The 14306-nt window shown below is 69.1% G+C and carries 12 protein-coding genes; 9 read left to right on the plus strand and 3 right to left on the minus strand.

Annotated features, from left to right (window positions below; translation table 11 throughout):
• Window positions 1–45: 45 nt before the first annotated feature.
• Together SPHME3_RS0108865 and SPHME3_RS0108870 are read right to left on the minus strand one after the other, a co-directional pair.
• Window positions 46–1116 carry a substrate-binding domain-containing protein gene (locus SPHME3_RS0108865; protein ID WP_051066234.1) on the minus strand — a complete coding sequence of 357 codons (1071 nt, stop codon included), beginning with the start codon at window positions 1114–1116 and terminating at the stop codon, window positions 46–48.
• Between the two features lie 297 nt (window positions 1117–1413).
• The gene (locus SPHME3_RS0108870) at window positions 1414–2649 is read right to left on the minus strand and encodes an ATP-binding protein (RefSeq protein ID WP_017979514.1); all 1236 of its coding nucleotides are present in this window, start codon (window positions 2647–2649) and stop codon (window positions 1414–1416) included.
• Between the two features lie 166 nt (window positions 2650–2815).
• Here SPHME3_RS0108870 and SPHME3_RS0108875 point away from each other — a divergent pair, with 166 nt between their 5' ends.
• The 4 genes from SPHME3_RS0108875 to SPHME3_RS0108890 are packed head-to-tail and all read left to right on the plus strand — an operon-like array spanning window position 2816 to window position 5409.
• Complete coding sequence (locus SPHME3_RS0108875) at window positions 2816–3253, plus strand: hypothetical protein (RefSeq protein ID WP_017979513.1); 438 nt, start codon at window positions 2816–2818, stop codon at window positions 3251–3253.
• A 4-nt stretch (window positions 3254–3257) separates the two neighbouring features.
• Window positions 3258–3539, plus strand: coding sequence for an HPr-rel-A system PqqD family peptide chaperone (locus SPHME3_RS0108880; RefSeq protein ID WP_017979512.1), 282 nt, complete (start codon window positions 3258–3260; stop codon window positions 3537–3539).
• Window positions 3536–4390: an HprK-related kinase A gene (locus SPHME3_RS0108885; protein ID WP_017979511.1), complete on the plus strand. Its 855-nt coding sequence runs from the start codon at window positions 3536–3538 to the stop codon at window positions 4388–4390. The genes SPHME3_RS0108880 and SPHME3_RS0108885 overlap by 4 nt, the downstream gene beginning before the upstream one ends.
• The gene (locus tag SPHME3_RS0108890; protein WP_017979510.1) at window positions 4375–5409 is read left to right on the plus strand and encodes a nucleotidyltransferase domain-containing protein; all 1035 of its coding nucleotides are present in this window, start codon (window positions 4375–4377) and stop codon (window positions 5407–5409) included. The genes SPHME3_RS0108885 and SPHME3_RS0108890 overlap by 16 nt, the downstream gene beginning before the upstream one ends.
• 133 nt (window positions 5410–5542) lie before the next feature.
• On the opposite strand, the gene SPHME3_RS0108895 is transcribed toward SPHME3_RS0108890, so the two are convergent.
• The gene (locus SPHME3_RS0108895) at window positions 5543–6235 is read right to left on the minus strand and encodes an HAD-IA family hydrolase (protein ID WP_017979509.1); all 693 of its coding nucleotides are present in this window, start codon (window positions 6233–6235) and stop codon (window positions 5543–5545) included.
• 62 nt (window positions 6236–6297) lie between these two features.
• Here SPHME3_RS0108895 and glmU point away from each other — a divergent pair, with 62 nt between their 5' ends.
• From glmU to SPHME3_RS0108920, 5 genes are read left to right on the plus strand one after another with little or no spacing between them, the layout of a single operon-like run.
• A complete protein-coding gene (gene glmU / locus SPHME3_RS0108900) occupies window positions 6298–7650 on the plus strand; it encodes a bifunctional UDP-N-acetylglucosamine diphosphorylase/glucosamine-1-phosphate N-acetyltransferase GlmU (RefSeq protein ID WP_024310413.1) in 1353 nt (450 codons plus the stop codon).
• 1 nt (window position 7651) lies between these two features.
• Window positions 7652–9475: a glutamine--fructose-6-phosphate transaminase (isomerizing) gene (gene glmS / locus SPHME3_RS0108905; RefSeq protein ID WP_017979507.1), complete on the plus strand. Its 1824-nt coding sequence runs from the start codon at window positions 7652–7654 to the stop codon at window positions 9473–9475.
• 51 nt (window positions 9476–9526) lie between these two features.
• Entirely contained in the window at window positions 9527–10459 is a 933-nt protein-coding gene (locus SPHME3_RS0108910) for an ROK family protein (protein ID WP_017979506.1), read from the plus strand.
• Between the two features lie 48 nt (window positions 10460–10507).
• A complete protein-coding gene (locus SPHME3_RS0108915) occupies window positions 10508–12412 on the plus strand; it encodes an EAL domain-containing protein (RefSeq protein WP_018250684.1) in 1905 nt (634 codons plus the stop codon).
• Complete coding sequence (locus tag SPHME3_RS0108920; RefSeq protein WP_017979504.1) at window positions 12409–14298, plus strand: ATP-binding protein; 1890 nt, start codon at window positions 12409–12411, stop codon at window positions 14296–14298. The genes SPHME3_RS0108915 and SPHME3_RS0108920 overlap by 4 nt, the downstream gene beginning before the upstream one ends.
• Window positions 14299–14306 lie beyond the last annotated feature (8 nt).

Raw genomic sequence — 14306 nt, forward strand, 5'->3', positions numbered from 1 at the left:
GGACCCCGGACCAAGTTCGGGGTGACGGAGTGAGGTTGGCGGCCGTCACGACGGCAAATCCGCCGGGTTCAGCGGCGTCTCGTTCGCGATCACCGCCGCCGACGCCGCACGCACCGCAGCGGGCGCCGCGATCAGGCCGCGGCGGACGAGCGGGCCGCCCGGTCCCCAAGCCGCGGCATACAGGCGCAGGAAGGTGTCGAGGCCGGGGATGGCGCGCAGATGCCCCTTCTTGACGTAGAGGTACAGCGGGCGCGACCCCGGATAGCGGCCGTCGGCGATCGCCGCATAGGTCGGCAGCACGCCGTTGATCGCGACGCCGTTCACCGTATCGGCATTGTGTTCGAGATAGCTGTAACCGAACACGCCGATCGCATCGGGGTTGGCGCTCAATTTCTGGACGATCAGATTGTCGTTCTCGCCCGCATCGACATAGGCGCCGTCCTCGCGAACCCGCGTGCAGAGTGCGCGATGCGCGTCGGGCTTGGTCCGCGCCAGCAGGCGCGCCTGCGGATCGATCGCGTCGCAGCCGCGCGTCAGGATCAGTTCGGCGAGCGCATCGCGCGTGCCGCTGGTCGCGGGCGGGCCATAGACCTGGATCGGCGTCGCGGGCAGCGCCGGGTTCACGTCGCGCCACGTCTTCGCGCGATTGGGCTTGCCGAAGGGCGTCGCGGCGAGCGCGCGATACAAATCGGCGGGGGTCAGGCGCATGCCGGGCCCGTTCTTCGCCTCGGCAAAGGCGATGCCGTCGATGCCGATCTGGATTTCGAGCACCGGCCCGACGCCGTGCGCCTCGCAGGCGGCATATTCGCTGCGCTTCATCCGGCGCGAGGCATCCTCGATATCGGGGTGTCCCGCACCGATGCCAGCACAGAACAGCTTCATGCCGGCGCCCGTGCCGGTCGATTCGATCACCGGCGAGCGTGCGTCGGGATTGTCCGCCACGAACGCCTCGGCCACCGCGGTGGTGAAGGGATAGACGGTGGACGAGCCGACGACGGCGATCTGATCGCGCGCGCCGCTGCCGCCGCCATTCGCCTGATCCTTGCACCCTGCAAGGCAGAGCGCCAGCGTCAGCAGAGAGCCGGCCAGCAAGCGGCCGGAAGGAAGACAGCGCATCGGATCCCCGCGGGCGACTCGCGCGTCGCCCAACCCGCCTCTGTGACGGTTTTGTTGCCTTTTGATGACATGGGTGGCGGGTGGGGGGTGGTCGGGGCCGTAAGGGCACTTTTAATGTGCAGGCGGCCGCCGCACCTCCCCCGTCACCCCGGACTTGGTCCGGGGTCCACTTCGCGGCGAGGGGGACGGCAGGAGGCTCGCACGCTGCCCCCGCGGCCCGGTGGACCCCGGAACGAGTCCGGGGTGACGGGGTGGGGGTGGGGACGCGTCGCGCGGCTCGCAGCCGAACGGTCGGCGTCAGGCCTTCGCCGCCGTCGGCGTGGCGACCGCCGTCTCCGCCTCCGCTGCCGGCAGCGCGATCGTCACCGTGGTGCCGATGCCGACGCGACTCGCGATATCCAGCCGGCCGCGGTGGCGTTCGACGATATGCTTGACGATCGCGAGGCCCAGCCCCGTACCGCCGACGCTGCGGCTCCGGCCGGCATCGACGCGGTAGAAGCGTTCGGTGAGGCGCGGGATGTGCTGCGGCGCGATGCCCTCGCCTTCGTCGCGGACGACGAGCTGGACCAGTTTCGAGCGGTTGAGGCTCAACGACACGCGCACCGGCGTGTTCGCACGGCCGTATTTCATCGCGTTGCCGATGACGTTGTGGAACAGCTGCGACAGCTGCGCCTCGTCGCCGGTGACCGCGGGCAGGCCGGGATCGATCGTGACCGACACATCGCCCGCCCGCGGGCTGCGCGCGGCGGCGATCTCCGCGGCGACGTCTTCCAGCAATTCGCCGAGGTCCAGCCGTTCGCCGGGCAGACGGTATTTCTCCGCCTCGATGCGGGACAGCGAGATGAGGTCTTCGACCAGCCGCTGCATGCGCCGGGCTTCGTCGAACATCACCTTCAGGAAGCGGGCGCGCAGGGCGGGGTCTTCGCCGGCCTCTTCGTTCAGCGTCTCGATGAAGCCGAGGATCGAGGCGAGCGGGGTGCGCAATTCATGGCTGGCGTTGGCGACGAAATCGACGCGCATCTTTTCGGCGGCATAATTGCCGCTCTGGTCGACGAGATGGACGATGCGCATGCCGTCGGCGGTTTCGCCGGTGCGCATCTCCCAGCGCTGGTCGGGCGCGCCGACGCCGACCAGCTCGACCGGGCGGCCGGGCAGCGTGCCGGTCGGGCCCAGGCGGTCGGCGGCGGCGGGATGGCGGATGGCGACGCGCACGTCTTCGCCGACGATATGCTTGCCCAGCACCGATCGCGCCGACGCGTTGGCGCAGGTGACGATGCCGCGGCGGACGAGCAAGACGGGTTCGGCGATGACGTCGAGCACCTCGCCGAGCAGCGTATCGGCGTCGGGCCCCCGTGCGCGGGCGGCCGCTTGTCCCTGATCGCCGCGGCCCATGGCGGCGAGCGCGGCGGCCATGGCGCCGACCACCGTCACCGCCGCGCCGTCGATGCTGCCGCCGACCGCATAGACGCCCACGCCCGTGCCGAGCGCGATGACGAGCGCGCCGCTGAGCCGCCGGGCGAATCGGGTTAGCATGGCGCCCTCGCTAGCGGAGGATGATTGCTTGCGGGAGGGGGATCGCGACGCAATTTGCGGGCCGCGCGGCACCAGCGTCCCGGCTGGCCGTCCCGCCACGGTACGCCCGCCATACTTGCCAGTGGCTTACGAATATGAAAGGCACGCTTGCGATAACAGGGGTGTCATGAGCGACGAAACGCCGATCGACGGTGCGGACCAGACCGCCGGACAGCCTGATGCTGCGCCGGTGACGGAGGGCGTGTCGACGCGTCGCCGGGTGTTGATGCTGGGCGCGGTGACCGCGGGTGCGGTCGTCTCGATCCGCCCGGCGCTGGCACAGAGCGCGGCGTCGGTGATGACATGCGAGATCCCGGTGCCCGACCTGGGCCGGGCGGGCCAGTATATCGACCAATATGGCAATGTCGTGCCGGCGGGCACCAAGGGCGCGTTCGCGCCGCCGGGTCGCCCGTTCAAGGGCGACGAGGTGAAGCGCGCGCTCGCCGGCGGGCAGCTGCCCGGTACGACCTACGACAGCAGCCGTGCCTATATGGCCTATATCCGGCGGCTGCAGCGCGGGCAGGGCGGCTTTACCTGTTTCGCCTCGTTGCAGATGCCGCGCTGACCCGATGCGCTATCGCGCCGCGGCGCCCGACACGCTGCTGAGGCGCGAGCTGGATATGCTGGTCGCGGTCTTCCATCGATCGTCGGGGATCACGCATCTGCTTGCCAGCCCCGCGCCCGAAATTCTGGAGACATTGGCTGCGGGACCGCTCGATCGGGACGAGCTGCTCGCCCGGCTCGGCGAGGCGTTCGAGCTGGGCGACGGCGGTGCCGATGCACTGGCGGCGCGGCTCGACGAGCTGGTCGTGGCCGGGTTGGTCGAAGCGGAGCCGATCGGGGCGGCATGAGGCACGTCTTCTGCGTTCGGATCGGACCGATCGGCTTTCGGATCGGCAGCGACTGGCGCGCGCCGATTGCGGCGCTGGAAGAGCTGTATCGCTATTATCCCTCGCCCAATTTGCCCGACTTCACCGTGCGGCTGGAGGCGACGCGGCCGTGGCGGCGCTGGGTGCGGCCGTCGGTGCGGATCGGCGGCGATTACATGCTGCCCGAAGCCGCGCCGCTGCCGCTGGCGCAGGGGCTGCTCGCCGCCGAGATGGCGATGAACCTGCAATTGGCGCTGGGGTGTCGGCGCTATCTGCTGATCCATGCCTCGTGCGTCGAACGCGATGGGCGGGCGCTCCTGATGACGGGCGAATCGGGAGCGGGCAAATCGACGCTGGCGACGTTGCTCGCCGTGCGCGGCTGGCGCTTCATGGGGGATGAGTTCGCGCTGATCGATCCCGAGACGGGGCTGGTCCACGCCTTTCCGCGTCTGATCAGCCTGAAGAACGACGGGATCGCCGCGGCGATGGCTGCCTGGCCGAGCGCGCGAATGGGGCCACTGCTGGCGGCTACGCCCAAGGGTGACATCCGCCACATGGTGCCCGATGCGCTGAGTGTCGGCGCGATGGACGAGCCGGCGCAGCCCGCCCTGCTGCTTTTCCCACGGCACGGCTTTGCAGCGGAAACCCGCGCGGTTGCCGCATCGGAGGCGTTCGTTCGGCTGACGCAGGCGTCGACCAATTACGTCATGCTCGGCGAGACCGGGTTCGACGCACTGACCCGCCTGGTGTGCGACACGCCGGCCATGGCGATCGACTATCCCGACGGCGCGGCGGCGGTGGAGCAGGTGGAGGCGCTGTGGCGGACGCTCTGATCCTCGCCCGCGCGCTCGCCGATCCGACCAGTCTGGCGCTCGACACCGATTGGGCGGGCCTCGTCACCATGGCGCGCGCCGAACAGTTGCTGGGCACGCTCGCGTGGCGGCTGCACGGCCTGCCGCTGCCCGAGGACGTCGCGCTGCTGCTGAGCGATGCGCGCGCCGCGGCCGAGAATGGGCGCCGCACGGCCTTGTGGGAGGCGGAGATGGCGCGGCGGGCGCTGGCGCCGCTCGGCGTTCCGGTCGTGCTGCTGAAGGGGACCGCTTTCGTCGCAGCGGGCTTGGCGGCGGGGCAGGGGCGGTCGATCGGCGACCTCGATATCCTGGTGCCGCGCGAGTCGATGGAGGCCGTTGAGGCGGCGCTGATCGCGGCGGGCTGGGAATGGGTGAAGCCCGATCCGTATGATGACGCCTATTACCGGCGCTGGATGCACGAATTGCCGCCGCTGATCCATGCGGAGCGCGACCGGATGATCGACGTCCACCATACGATCCTGCCGCTGACCGCGCGGGTACGGCCCGACGCGGCGGCGCTGATCGCGAGGGCGGTGCCGCTGGGCAACGGGCTGTCGGTGCTGTCGCCCGCGGCGATGATCGTCCATGCGGCGGCGCATCTGCTCGCCGACGGCGATCTGGCGGGCGGCCTGCGCAACCTGTGGGATATCCACTGCCTGTATGGCGAGGCGGCGGAGGGCGATGCCGCCTTCGGCCTGACGCTGGTCGACGAGGCGGCGCGGCATAGCCTGCACGATGCGGTGGTGCGCGCGCTGCGGCTGTCGCAGCAGCTGTTCGGGACGCAGGTGCGGGCGTACGAAAGTTCGGGCCGTATCCGCCTGACGCCGCGGTGGAGCGACCGACTCTTCCGCCGCCGCCTGCTGGCGCGGGACGACTGGGGGCGGCCGATCCGTCCGGTGACGCGGCTGGCGTTCTATGTGCGCTCGCACTGGCTGCGTATGCCGCCGGCGATGCTGGCGCGGCATCTGTGGATCAAGTGGCGGCGTGGGGCGCGACCTTAGCCCCACCCGCTCCGTCACCCCGGGCTTGGTCCGGGGTCCACCGGGCCGCGGGGGCAGCGTACGAGCCTCAAGCCGTCCCCCTCGCCGCATAGTGGACCCCGGACCAAGTCCGGGGTGACGGGGTGGGTGGGGTTTAGCGCACCGCCAGCCGCTCGAGCGTCGGGATCAGCGCGTCGAAGCCGTCGATGATCGCATCCGCGCCGAGTTCCTCGACCGGCTGCATCAGGAATCCGAACGAGCATGCCACGGTCGGCAGTCCCGCGGCATGGCCCGCCTGCACGTCGAAGATCGAATCGCCGACGAATGCCGCGGTGCCCCCGCCGCAGCGGGCGAGCATTTCGTAGATCGGCTTGGGGCTGGGCTTGCCATTGCCCGGGCCCATCGTGTCCCCGCCGATGATGCACGCGAAGCGCCGCGTCAGGTCCAATGCGTCGATCACCTTGCGGGCGAGCGATTCCAGTTTGTTGGTGACGACGGCGATCCGCACGCCGCGCGCCGCCAATGTGTCGAGCGCCGCGAGCGTGCCGGGATAGGGGCGGGTCAAGACCGCGATGTTTGCTTCATAATGGTCGAGCAGCCGCCGATGCAGCATGTCGAGCGTCGCGTCGTCGCAGCCACCGGTCGCGGCGAGCCCCTGTGCCAGCATGTGCCGCGCACCGCCGCCGATCATCGGCTTCACCTGTTCGACGGTCAGCAGCGGCCGGTCGATGGAGGCGAGTGCATGGTTCACCGCCGCCGCCAGGTCGCCGCTCGTATCGAGCAACGTGCCGTCCAGGTCGAAGCCGACAATGTCGAAAAACGGATCGGGCGATGAATTTAGCGTCATATGCCGGGCCGGTGACGTCTCCCTATGGAAATGGCAAGTCTTCCGTGGCAGGCGACGTCGCCATGACCAGTCCTCTCGCCGTCATCATCCTTGCCGCGGGCAAGGGTACGCGCATGAAGTCCGATCTGCACAAGGTGCTGCACCCGATCGCCGGGCGGCCGATGCTGATCCACCTGATCGACAGTTTGAACCAGGCCGGGGCGACGCGCCGCGTCGTCGTGGTCGGCGCGAGCGGCGAGCAGGTCGAAGCGGCGGTCGCCGCCACGGGTGTCGAGATCGCGTGGCAGCGCGAGCAGCTGGGCACCGCGCATGCCGCGTTGCAGGCGAAGGACGCTCTCAGCGATTTCGACGGGGTCGCGATCGTCTGCTTCGGCGACACGCCTTTGCTCGCGACCGAGACGGTGGCGCGACTTGCGGCGCGGCTGGAGGCGGAGGATGCGCCGACGGTCGCGGTGCTCGGCTTCCGCCCCGCCGATGCGCGCGCCTATGGCCGGATCATTGCGGATGCGGACAGCACGATCGCCAAGATGGTCGAGTTCAAGGACGCGTCGCCCGAGGAGCGCGCGGTCGACCTGTGCAATTCGGGCGTCACCGCGGTGCGCACGCGCGACCTGTGGCGGCTGCTGGAGGCGGTCGGCAACGACAATGCGGCGGGTGAATATTACCTCCCCGATATCGTCACGCTCGCCGTCGCCGAAGGCGGCCGCGCGGTGGTGATCGAAACGGGCGAGGACGAGGTGGCGGGCGTCAACAGCCGCGCCGAACTCGCCGCGGTCGAGGCAGGCTGGCAGGCGGCGCGCCGTGCTCAGGCGATGGCGGACGGCGCGACGCTGATCGCGCCCGACACGGTGTGGTTCAGCCATGATACGCAGATCGGCCGCGACGTCGTGATCGAGCCCAACGTCGTCTTCGGCCCCGGCGTCTCCATCGCTGATGGCGCGACGATCCGCGCCTTCAGCCATCTGGAGGGCGCAAAGGTCGGCGCCAGGGCCGATGTCGGCCCCTATGCCCGCCTGCGCCCCGGCGCGGACCTGGCCGAAAAGGCGAAGGTCGGCAATTTCGTCGAGGTGAAGAAGGCGACGATCGGGAAAGGCGCGAAAGTCAATCATTTGTCCTATATCGGCGATGCCGATGTGGGGGCGAACGCCAATATCGGCGCCGGTACGATCACCTGCAATTACGACGGCTTCTTCAAGTACAAGACCAGCATCGGCGCGGACGCCTTCATTGGATCGAACTCGGCGCTCGTCGCGCCGGTGTCGGTCGGTGACGGCGCGATCGTCGCGGCGGGATCGGTGCTGACCAAGGACGTCGAAGCCGGCGCGCTCGCGCTCGTCCGGCCGCCGCAGATTGCCAAACCCGGCTGGGCCACCAAATTCCGCGCGATGATGCGCGCCAAGAAGGAAGCGAAATAACATGTGCGGAATCGTAGGGATCGTCGGGGCCGAGGATGTTGCGGATCGTCTGCTCGACGGTCTGAAGCGGCTGGAATATCGCGGCTATGATTCGGCGGGTATTGCAACCGACCATGACGGCATGATCGAGCGGCGTCGTGCATCGGGCAAGTTGGTCAACCTTGCGAAGGAACTCGCCGCCGCGCCGTTGCCCGGCACGACCGGCATCGCCCACACGCGCTGGGCGACGCATGGCGGCCCGACCACCAACAACGCCCACCCGCATGCGACCGACGAGGTCGCGGTGGTCCACAACGGCATCATCGAGAACTTCAAGGCGCTGCGTGACGAACTGATCGCGCGCGGCCGCGTGTTCACCAGCGAGACCGACACCGAAGTCGTCGCGCATCTGGTGAGCGAGAAGGTGGAAGCCGGCCTCGATCCCGTCGGCGCGGTGCGCGAGGTGCTGCCGCGCCTGCACGGCGCGTTCGCGCTTGCCATCCTGTTCCGCAAGCACCCCGACATGCTGATCGGCGCGCGCCTCGGTTCGCCGCTGGTCGTGGGCTATGGCGAGGGCGAGACCTATCTCGGCTCGGACGCGCTGGCGCTCGCCCCGCTGACGCAGCGCATCGCCTATCTGGACGAGGGCGACTGGGTCGTCTGCACGACCGAAGGCGCGCAGGTCTATGACCGCGACAATCATCCGGTCGAGCGGCCGATCACCATCTCGGGCGTCACCGGCGAACTCATCAGCAAGGGCAATCATCGCCATTACATGCTGAAGGAGATCTACGAACAGCCGATCGTCGTCGCCCAGACGCTGCGGTCGTACCTGCAGCGGATGGAGGATCGCGTGACGCTGCCGATCCCCGACTTCGACCTGGCGGGCATCAAGCGCGTGACGATCGTCGCGTGCGGCACCAGCTTTTACGCCGGCATGGTCGCCAAATATTGGTTCGAACAGTTCGCGCGCGTGCCGGTCGATTTGGACGTCGCGTCCGAATTCCGTTACCGCGCGCCGGTGATGGAGCCGGGCGGCCTGATGATCGTCATCAGCCAGTCGGGCGAGACGGCGGACACGCTCGCCGCGCTGCGCCACGCCAAGTCGGAAGGGCAGACGATCGCCGCGGTGGTCAACGTGCCGACGAGCAGCATGGCGCGCGAGGCGGACCTGCTGCTGCCGACGCATGCCGGGCCGGAGATCGGCGTCGCCTCGACCAAGGCCTTCACCTGCCAGCTCGCGGTGCTCGCCGCGCTTGCCGCGAACCTCGCCCGCGCCAAGGGCAAGTTCAAGGACGGCGAGGAGCGCGAGATCGTCAAGCATCTCGCCGAGACGCCGGCGGCGCTCAACGCCGCGCTCGCCTATGACGAATCGATCCAGGAGATGGCGGGCGTCGTCGCCGCCGCGCGCGACGTGCTGTATCTGGGCCGTGGCACCGATTATCCGCTGGCGCTGGAGGGCGCGCTGAAGCTGAAGGAGATCAGCTATATCCACGCCGAGGGCTATGCCGCCGGCGAGATGAAGCACGGGCCGATCGCGCTGATCGACGAAAACGTCCCCGTCATCGTCATCGCACCGTCGGGTCCTTTGTTCGAAAAGACGGTCAGCAACATGCAGGAAGTGCAGGCGCGCGGCGGCAAGGTCGTGCTGATCAGCGACTATGACGGCATCCAGGCCGCGGGCGAGAATTGCGTCGCGACGATCACGATGCCCAAGGTCCATCCGCTGATCGCTCCGCTGGTCTATGCGGTGCCGGTGCAGCTGCTCGCCTATCACGTCGCGGTAGCGAAGGGCACCGACGTCGACCAGCCGCGCAACCTCGCCAAATCGGTGACGGTAGAATAAGCGCGGGCCCCGCGCGATCGTTGCGCTGCTTTCATGGGATGGGATGACAGAATGGACCGTGTGCCCCCGTTGGTTGCCGGCATCGAATTGGGGGGCACGAAGATCGTCTGCATCCTCGCGCGCGGACCGGACGACATCCAGGACCGCGTGCAGATCCCGACGACCCGGCCCGACGAGGCGCTGGCGGCGGTCGAGGCCGTGCTGGACGGTTGGGGCGGGTTCGAGGCGCTGGGTATCGCGAGCTTCGGCCCCATCTCGATCGACCGGCATGCCGCCGATTACGGTCACGTCACCTCGACGCCCAAGCCGCATTGGGCGGGCACCGACGTCGCGGGCCGTCTGTCCGCGCGCTATCAGGTGCCGACCGGTTTCCACACCGATGTGGTCGGCGCGGCGCTGGCCGAGGCGCGCTGGGGCGCAGCGAAGGGCCTGCCCGATATCGCCTATGTCACCGTCGGCACGGGCATCGGCGTCGGCCTGATCGCGGGCGGCAAGCCGGTCGACGGCCTGACGCACAGCGAATTCGGCCATATCCGGCCGCAGCGTATGCCGGGCGACGACTGGATGGGCATCTGCCCGTTCCACGGCAGCTGCCTGGAGGGCCTGGCCGCCGGGCCCGCGATCGGCGCGCGCGCCGGCTGCAAGGGGGAAGACATTCCCGCGGACCATCCGGTGTGGGAACCCGTCGCGCATGTGCTGGGCCAATTGTGCCATACGCTGGTGCTGACCGGCGTGCCGCGGCGGATCGTGATGGGCGGTGGCGTGATGGTCGGCAACGACCATCTGTTCCCGCGCGTCCGCGACGCGATGGTGCAGAGCCTCGCCGGCTATATCGCGCTGCCCGAGATCGCCGAACCCGCGTTCATCGTGCCGCCCGCGCTGGGGGGCAATGCCGGGCCGCTCGGCGCGATCGTGCTCGGCGAGCAGGCGCTGGCCGAACGCATGGGCACGGCCGCGTCGGCGGGGGCGTTTACGACGCCTTAACCGCATCTGCTTACTCCCTCGTCAACCATAAGAGGGAAGTTGCTGCAGATGACCGCCGCCGTTTCGAAGCGCCTGCTGATCGTCGATGACGAGCCGGCCATGCACGACAGCTATGCCCGCTGCTTCGCGGTGCAGCGCGGTGCGGCGGAGAATGCGCTCGACGCGATGGCGGCGGAGCTGTTCGGCGACGACGCGCCGTCGGCGGATGCGGCGGCGGACGACAGCTTCGACCTGACGCATTGCCATCAGGGCCTCGACGCGGTCGCGGCGGTGGAGGCGGCGCTGGCGGCGGGCACGCCCTATGCCGTCGCGTTCATCGACGTGCGCATGCCGCCGGGCATCGACGGCCGCGAGACCGCGCGTCGCATCCGCGCGCTCGATCCCGAGATCAACCTGTGCATCGTCACCGGCTTTTCCGACTTTTCGCCGATCGAGATCAGCAAGGTCGCAGGGCCGGCGGACAAGATCTTCTACATCGCCAAGCCGTTCGAAGTGGCGGAGATCGTCCAGACCGCGACCGCCCTGGCGCATCGCTGGCAGGTCGATCGCGAACTCACCGCCGCGCGGGAGCAGCTCGCCGCCCAGATCGTCCAGCTCGAGGAGCAGAGCGCCGAACTCGCCGCGAACGAAAGCCGCGCGATCCACATGGCGACGCACGATTCGCTGACCGATGCGCCCAACCGGCTCGCCTTCCTGCGCGCGCTGGGTGATCGCGCCAAGCGGCCCGGCCTGTTCGCGACCGCGATGTTCGATCTCGACAGGTTCAAGATCGTCAACGACACGCTGGGCCACTTGGCCGGCGACGCACTGATCCGCGAAGTGTGCAGCATCCTCCATGCGCAGGCGCCCGAGGGCGCGATCGTCGCGCGTCTGGGTGGCGACGAATTCGGCGTGCTGTTCGATGCACCCGGCGAGGAGGCGGCGGTCATGGCCTGCGACCGCATCGTCGCGGCCTGCGCCGGTACGCATCAGGTATTCGGCAATTCGGTACAGAGCGGCGCCTCCGCCGGCCTTGTCGTCGTCGAGGGGGCAGGGGTGTGCGATCCCATCGACGCGCTGCGCCGCGCCGACCTGGCGCTCAACGATGCCAAGCGCGCCGGCCGCGGCGTGACCCGCCTGTTCGACGAGAGCATGGACGAGGGCATCCGCTTCCGCCGCCGGATCGAACATGGGCTGGGCCAGGCGATCGCGCGCGACGAGCTGAGCCTCGTCTATCAGCCGATCGTCGCGCGCAACCAGCTGGAAGTGACGGGCTTCGAGGCGCTGGTCCGCTGGAACACGCAGGAATATGGGCCGATCAGCCCGGCGACCTTCATCCCGATCGCCGAGGAATCGAACGTCATCCACGAACTGGGCGACTGGATCCTCGACACCGCGCTCGCCATGGTGACGCGCTTCCCCGGCCAATATGTCTCGGTCAACTTCTCGCCCCGCCAATTCCGCCGCCACAATTTCGTCGGCCACATCATGGAGGCGGTGCAGCGCGCCGGCGTGACGCCGAACCGCGTGCAGATCGAGATCACCGAGACCGCGATCTTCGACGACGCCGAACGCGCCGCCGAAACGCTGTACAAGCTGCGCCAGATGGGATTCCGCATCGCTCTGGACGATTTCGGCACGGGCTATTCGTCGCTCTACAACATCCGGAAATTCGCGCTCGACAGCCTGAAGATCGATCGCAGCTTCATCGACGGCATGGGGCGCGAGCGTGAGAGTGCCGCGATCGTCCATTCGATCATCCACCTGGGCCGCGCGCTGGGGCTGGAAGTGATCGCCGAGGGCGTCGAGACCGAAGCGCAGGTGCAGGCGCTGCGACTCGCGGGGGCGAGCCATTTGCAGGGCTATTTCTTCTCGCGGCCGGTTGCGCCCGATGCGGCGCTGGCGCTGGCTGAGCAGCGGTTCCTCAATCAGGACCTGGTCGAAGCCGGAGCCGCCACGGGCACGCACGGATGATCCCGGCGCTACGGACCCGGTGGCCCTTCGGGCGCCGGCGGCCGATCGGTCCTGCCTCGCTCGGTGCCAAGCTGGTGCTGATCCTGACCGCGGTCGGCGTGGCCGGTGCGCTGGGGATCACCCTACTGCTCGCCAGCGTCATCACGCCGAGTTTTTCGGCGCTGGAGGCCAAGGCGATCGCTGGCCATGTCGAGCGCACGCAGGCGGCGCTGGGCGAATATGCCGCCAAGGTCGAAAACGCCGTGCGCGACTATGGCGACTGGACGCAGAGCTACGATTATATGGCGACGCCGCCGGGATCGCCCGCGGCGGCGACGTTCGAACGCGACAGCTTCTCGCCGCTGGCGATGACCAACCTCGGCGTGCAGGGCATGGCCTATGTGACGCCGCAGGGGACGCTGCGCATCGCGCGCTGGCTCGACCCCGCCAGCGGACGCGAACGGGTGCGGCTGCGCACGGCGCTGGTGCAGCTGGCGACGCATGCCGATCTCGCCAGGGTGATCGGACGCAACAATTCCGGGCATTTCTATGCGCGGCTCGGGCCGGTGGTCGCGGCGATCGGCGTGGCGCAGGTGCGGCGCTCCGACGGCACCGGCATCCCGCGTGGCTATGTGCTCATGGCGCGGCAGGTGACGTCGCGTCAGCTGTCCGACCTGATCCGCCTCGATGCGCGCATCGACCGGTCCGGGCTGGGCGATGCGCCGATGGTCACGCCGGGCAAGCGCACGATGGCGATTGCCGTGCCGATCGCGGGTGTCGATGGCCATGCCGTTGCCGCGGCACGATTCCATGTCGTGCGCGACGTGTCGCTGCTGGGACGGCGGATGCTGCTGCTCGCCATCGCCGGGTCGACGCTGCTACTGCTGATCGTGCTGCTCGTCCTGCGCCGCGTCATCGCGCGGTTGGTGCTGGCGCCGCTGCTGCGCGTCGAACGGCATATGCAGCGGGTGCGCGCGTCGGGATCGATGGCGCTGTTCCAGGACGACGGGCGGCGCGATGAATTCGGCTCGCTGGGCCGCAGCCTCAACGCGATGCTGTCGCAGCTGAAGGACCTGCGCGAACAGATCGAGGTGCAGAGCTTCGCGCTGGGCCGCAGCGAGAGCGCAGTCGCGGTGATGCATAATGTGCGTAACGCGCTCAATCCGATCAGCACGATCCTGAGCCAGGGCATCGCGCAGGCGCCGCCGATCGATCGCGCGACGCTGGAACGGGCGATCACCGAACTCGCGCGCGACGATTTGCCGGCCGAGCGCCGCGCCAAGCTCGCCGCCTTCGTCCAGGCCGCGTTCGCCGCCAAGATGGCGAGCCGCGAGGCGATGCGCCGCGAGCTGGAGGTGGGGCGCGAGGCGATGGCGCACGTGCTGGAGATCATCGGGCAACAGCAGAAGCAGGCGCACGAGCGCCCCAGCCTGGAACGCTGCGACCTCAGCGAGATCGTCGCACGCAACGCGGCCATCGCGCGCTATTCGGACAGCGCGTCGATCGCGTTCAGCTTCCCGGCGGAGGCGCATCTGGCCTTGGCGAACCGCGTGATCCTGAGCCAGGTGATCGGCAACCTGCTGGGCAATGCGGCCGAATCGATTGCGGCGACCGGGCGGCAGAGCGGGTCGATCGGGGTGACGATCGACGAGGACGGCGATCAGGTCGTCGTACGCATTCTCGACGATGGCGAGGGCTTCGATGCGGCGACGGGCGCGACCTTGTTCCAGCGCGGCTTCTCGACGCGCGCGCACAAATCGGGCGGGCTCGGCCTGCACTGGTGCGCCAATTCGATGACCGCGATGGAGGGCAGCCTGCGCCTCGAGAGCGACGGCAAGGGACTGGGCGCGACCGCGGTGCTGACGCTGCGCGCGGCGGAACGGGACGAGATCGCGCAGGCGGCGTGATCGCGTCC

This window comes from Sphingomonas melonis DAPP-PG 224 (assembly GCF_000379045.1).
In the GTDB taxonomy this organism is placed as follows: Bacteria; Pseudomonadota; Alphaproteobacteria; order Sphingomonadales; family Sphingomonadaceae; genus Sphingomonas; species Sphingomonas aquatilis.

Bases quoted from the DNA above. Each gene is read 5' to 3' on its own strand.
- SPHME3_RS0108920 (WP_017979504.1), top strand. From the start codon at position 12,409: ATGATCCCGGCGCTACGGACCCGGTGGCCCTTCGGGCGCCGGCGGCCG.
- SPHME3_RS0108910 (WP_017979506.1), top strand. From the start codon at position 9,527: ATGGACCGTGTGCCCCCGTTGGTTGCCGGCATCGAATTGGGGGGCACG.
- SPHME3_RS0108865 (WP_051066234.1), bottom strand. From the start codon at position 1,116: ATGCGCTGTCTTCCTTCCGGCCGCTTGCTGGCCGGCTCTCTGCTGACG.
- SPHME3_RS0108895 (WP_017979509.1), bottom strand. From the start codon at position 6,235: ATGACGCTAAATTCATCGCCCGATCCGTTTTTCGACATTGTCGGCTTC.
- SPHME3_RS0108915 (WP_018250684.1), top strand. From the start codon at position 10,508: ATGACCGCCGCCGTTTCGAAGCGCCTGCTGATCGTCGATGACGAGCCG.
- SPHME3_RS0108875 (WP_017979513.1), top strand. From the start codon at position 2,816: ATGAGCGACGAAACGCCGATCGACGGTGCGGACCAGACCGCCGGACAG.
- SPHME3_RS0108880 (WP_017979512.1), top strand. From the start codon at position 3,258: ATGCGCTATCGCGCCGCGGCGCCCGACACGCTGCTGAGGCGCGAGCTG.
- glmS (WP_017979507.1), top strand. From the start codon at position 7,652: ATGTGCGGAATCGTAGGGATCGTCGGGGCCGAGGATGTTGCGGATCGT.
- SPHME3_RS0108885 (WP_017979511.1), top strand. From the start codon at position 3,536: ATGAGGCACGTCTTCTGCGTTCGGATCGGACCGATCGGCTTTCGGATC.
- glmU (WP_024310413.1), top strand. From the start codon at position 6,298: ATGACCAGTCCTCTCGCCGTCATCATCCTTGCCGCGGGCAAGGGTACG.
- SPHME3_RS0108870 (WP_017979514.1), bottom strand. From the start codon at position 2,649: ATGCTAACCCGATTCGCCCGGCGGCTCAGCGGCGCGCTCGTCATCGCG.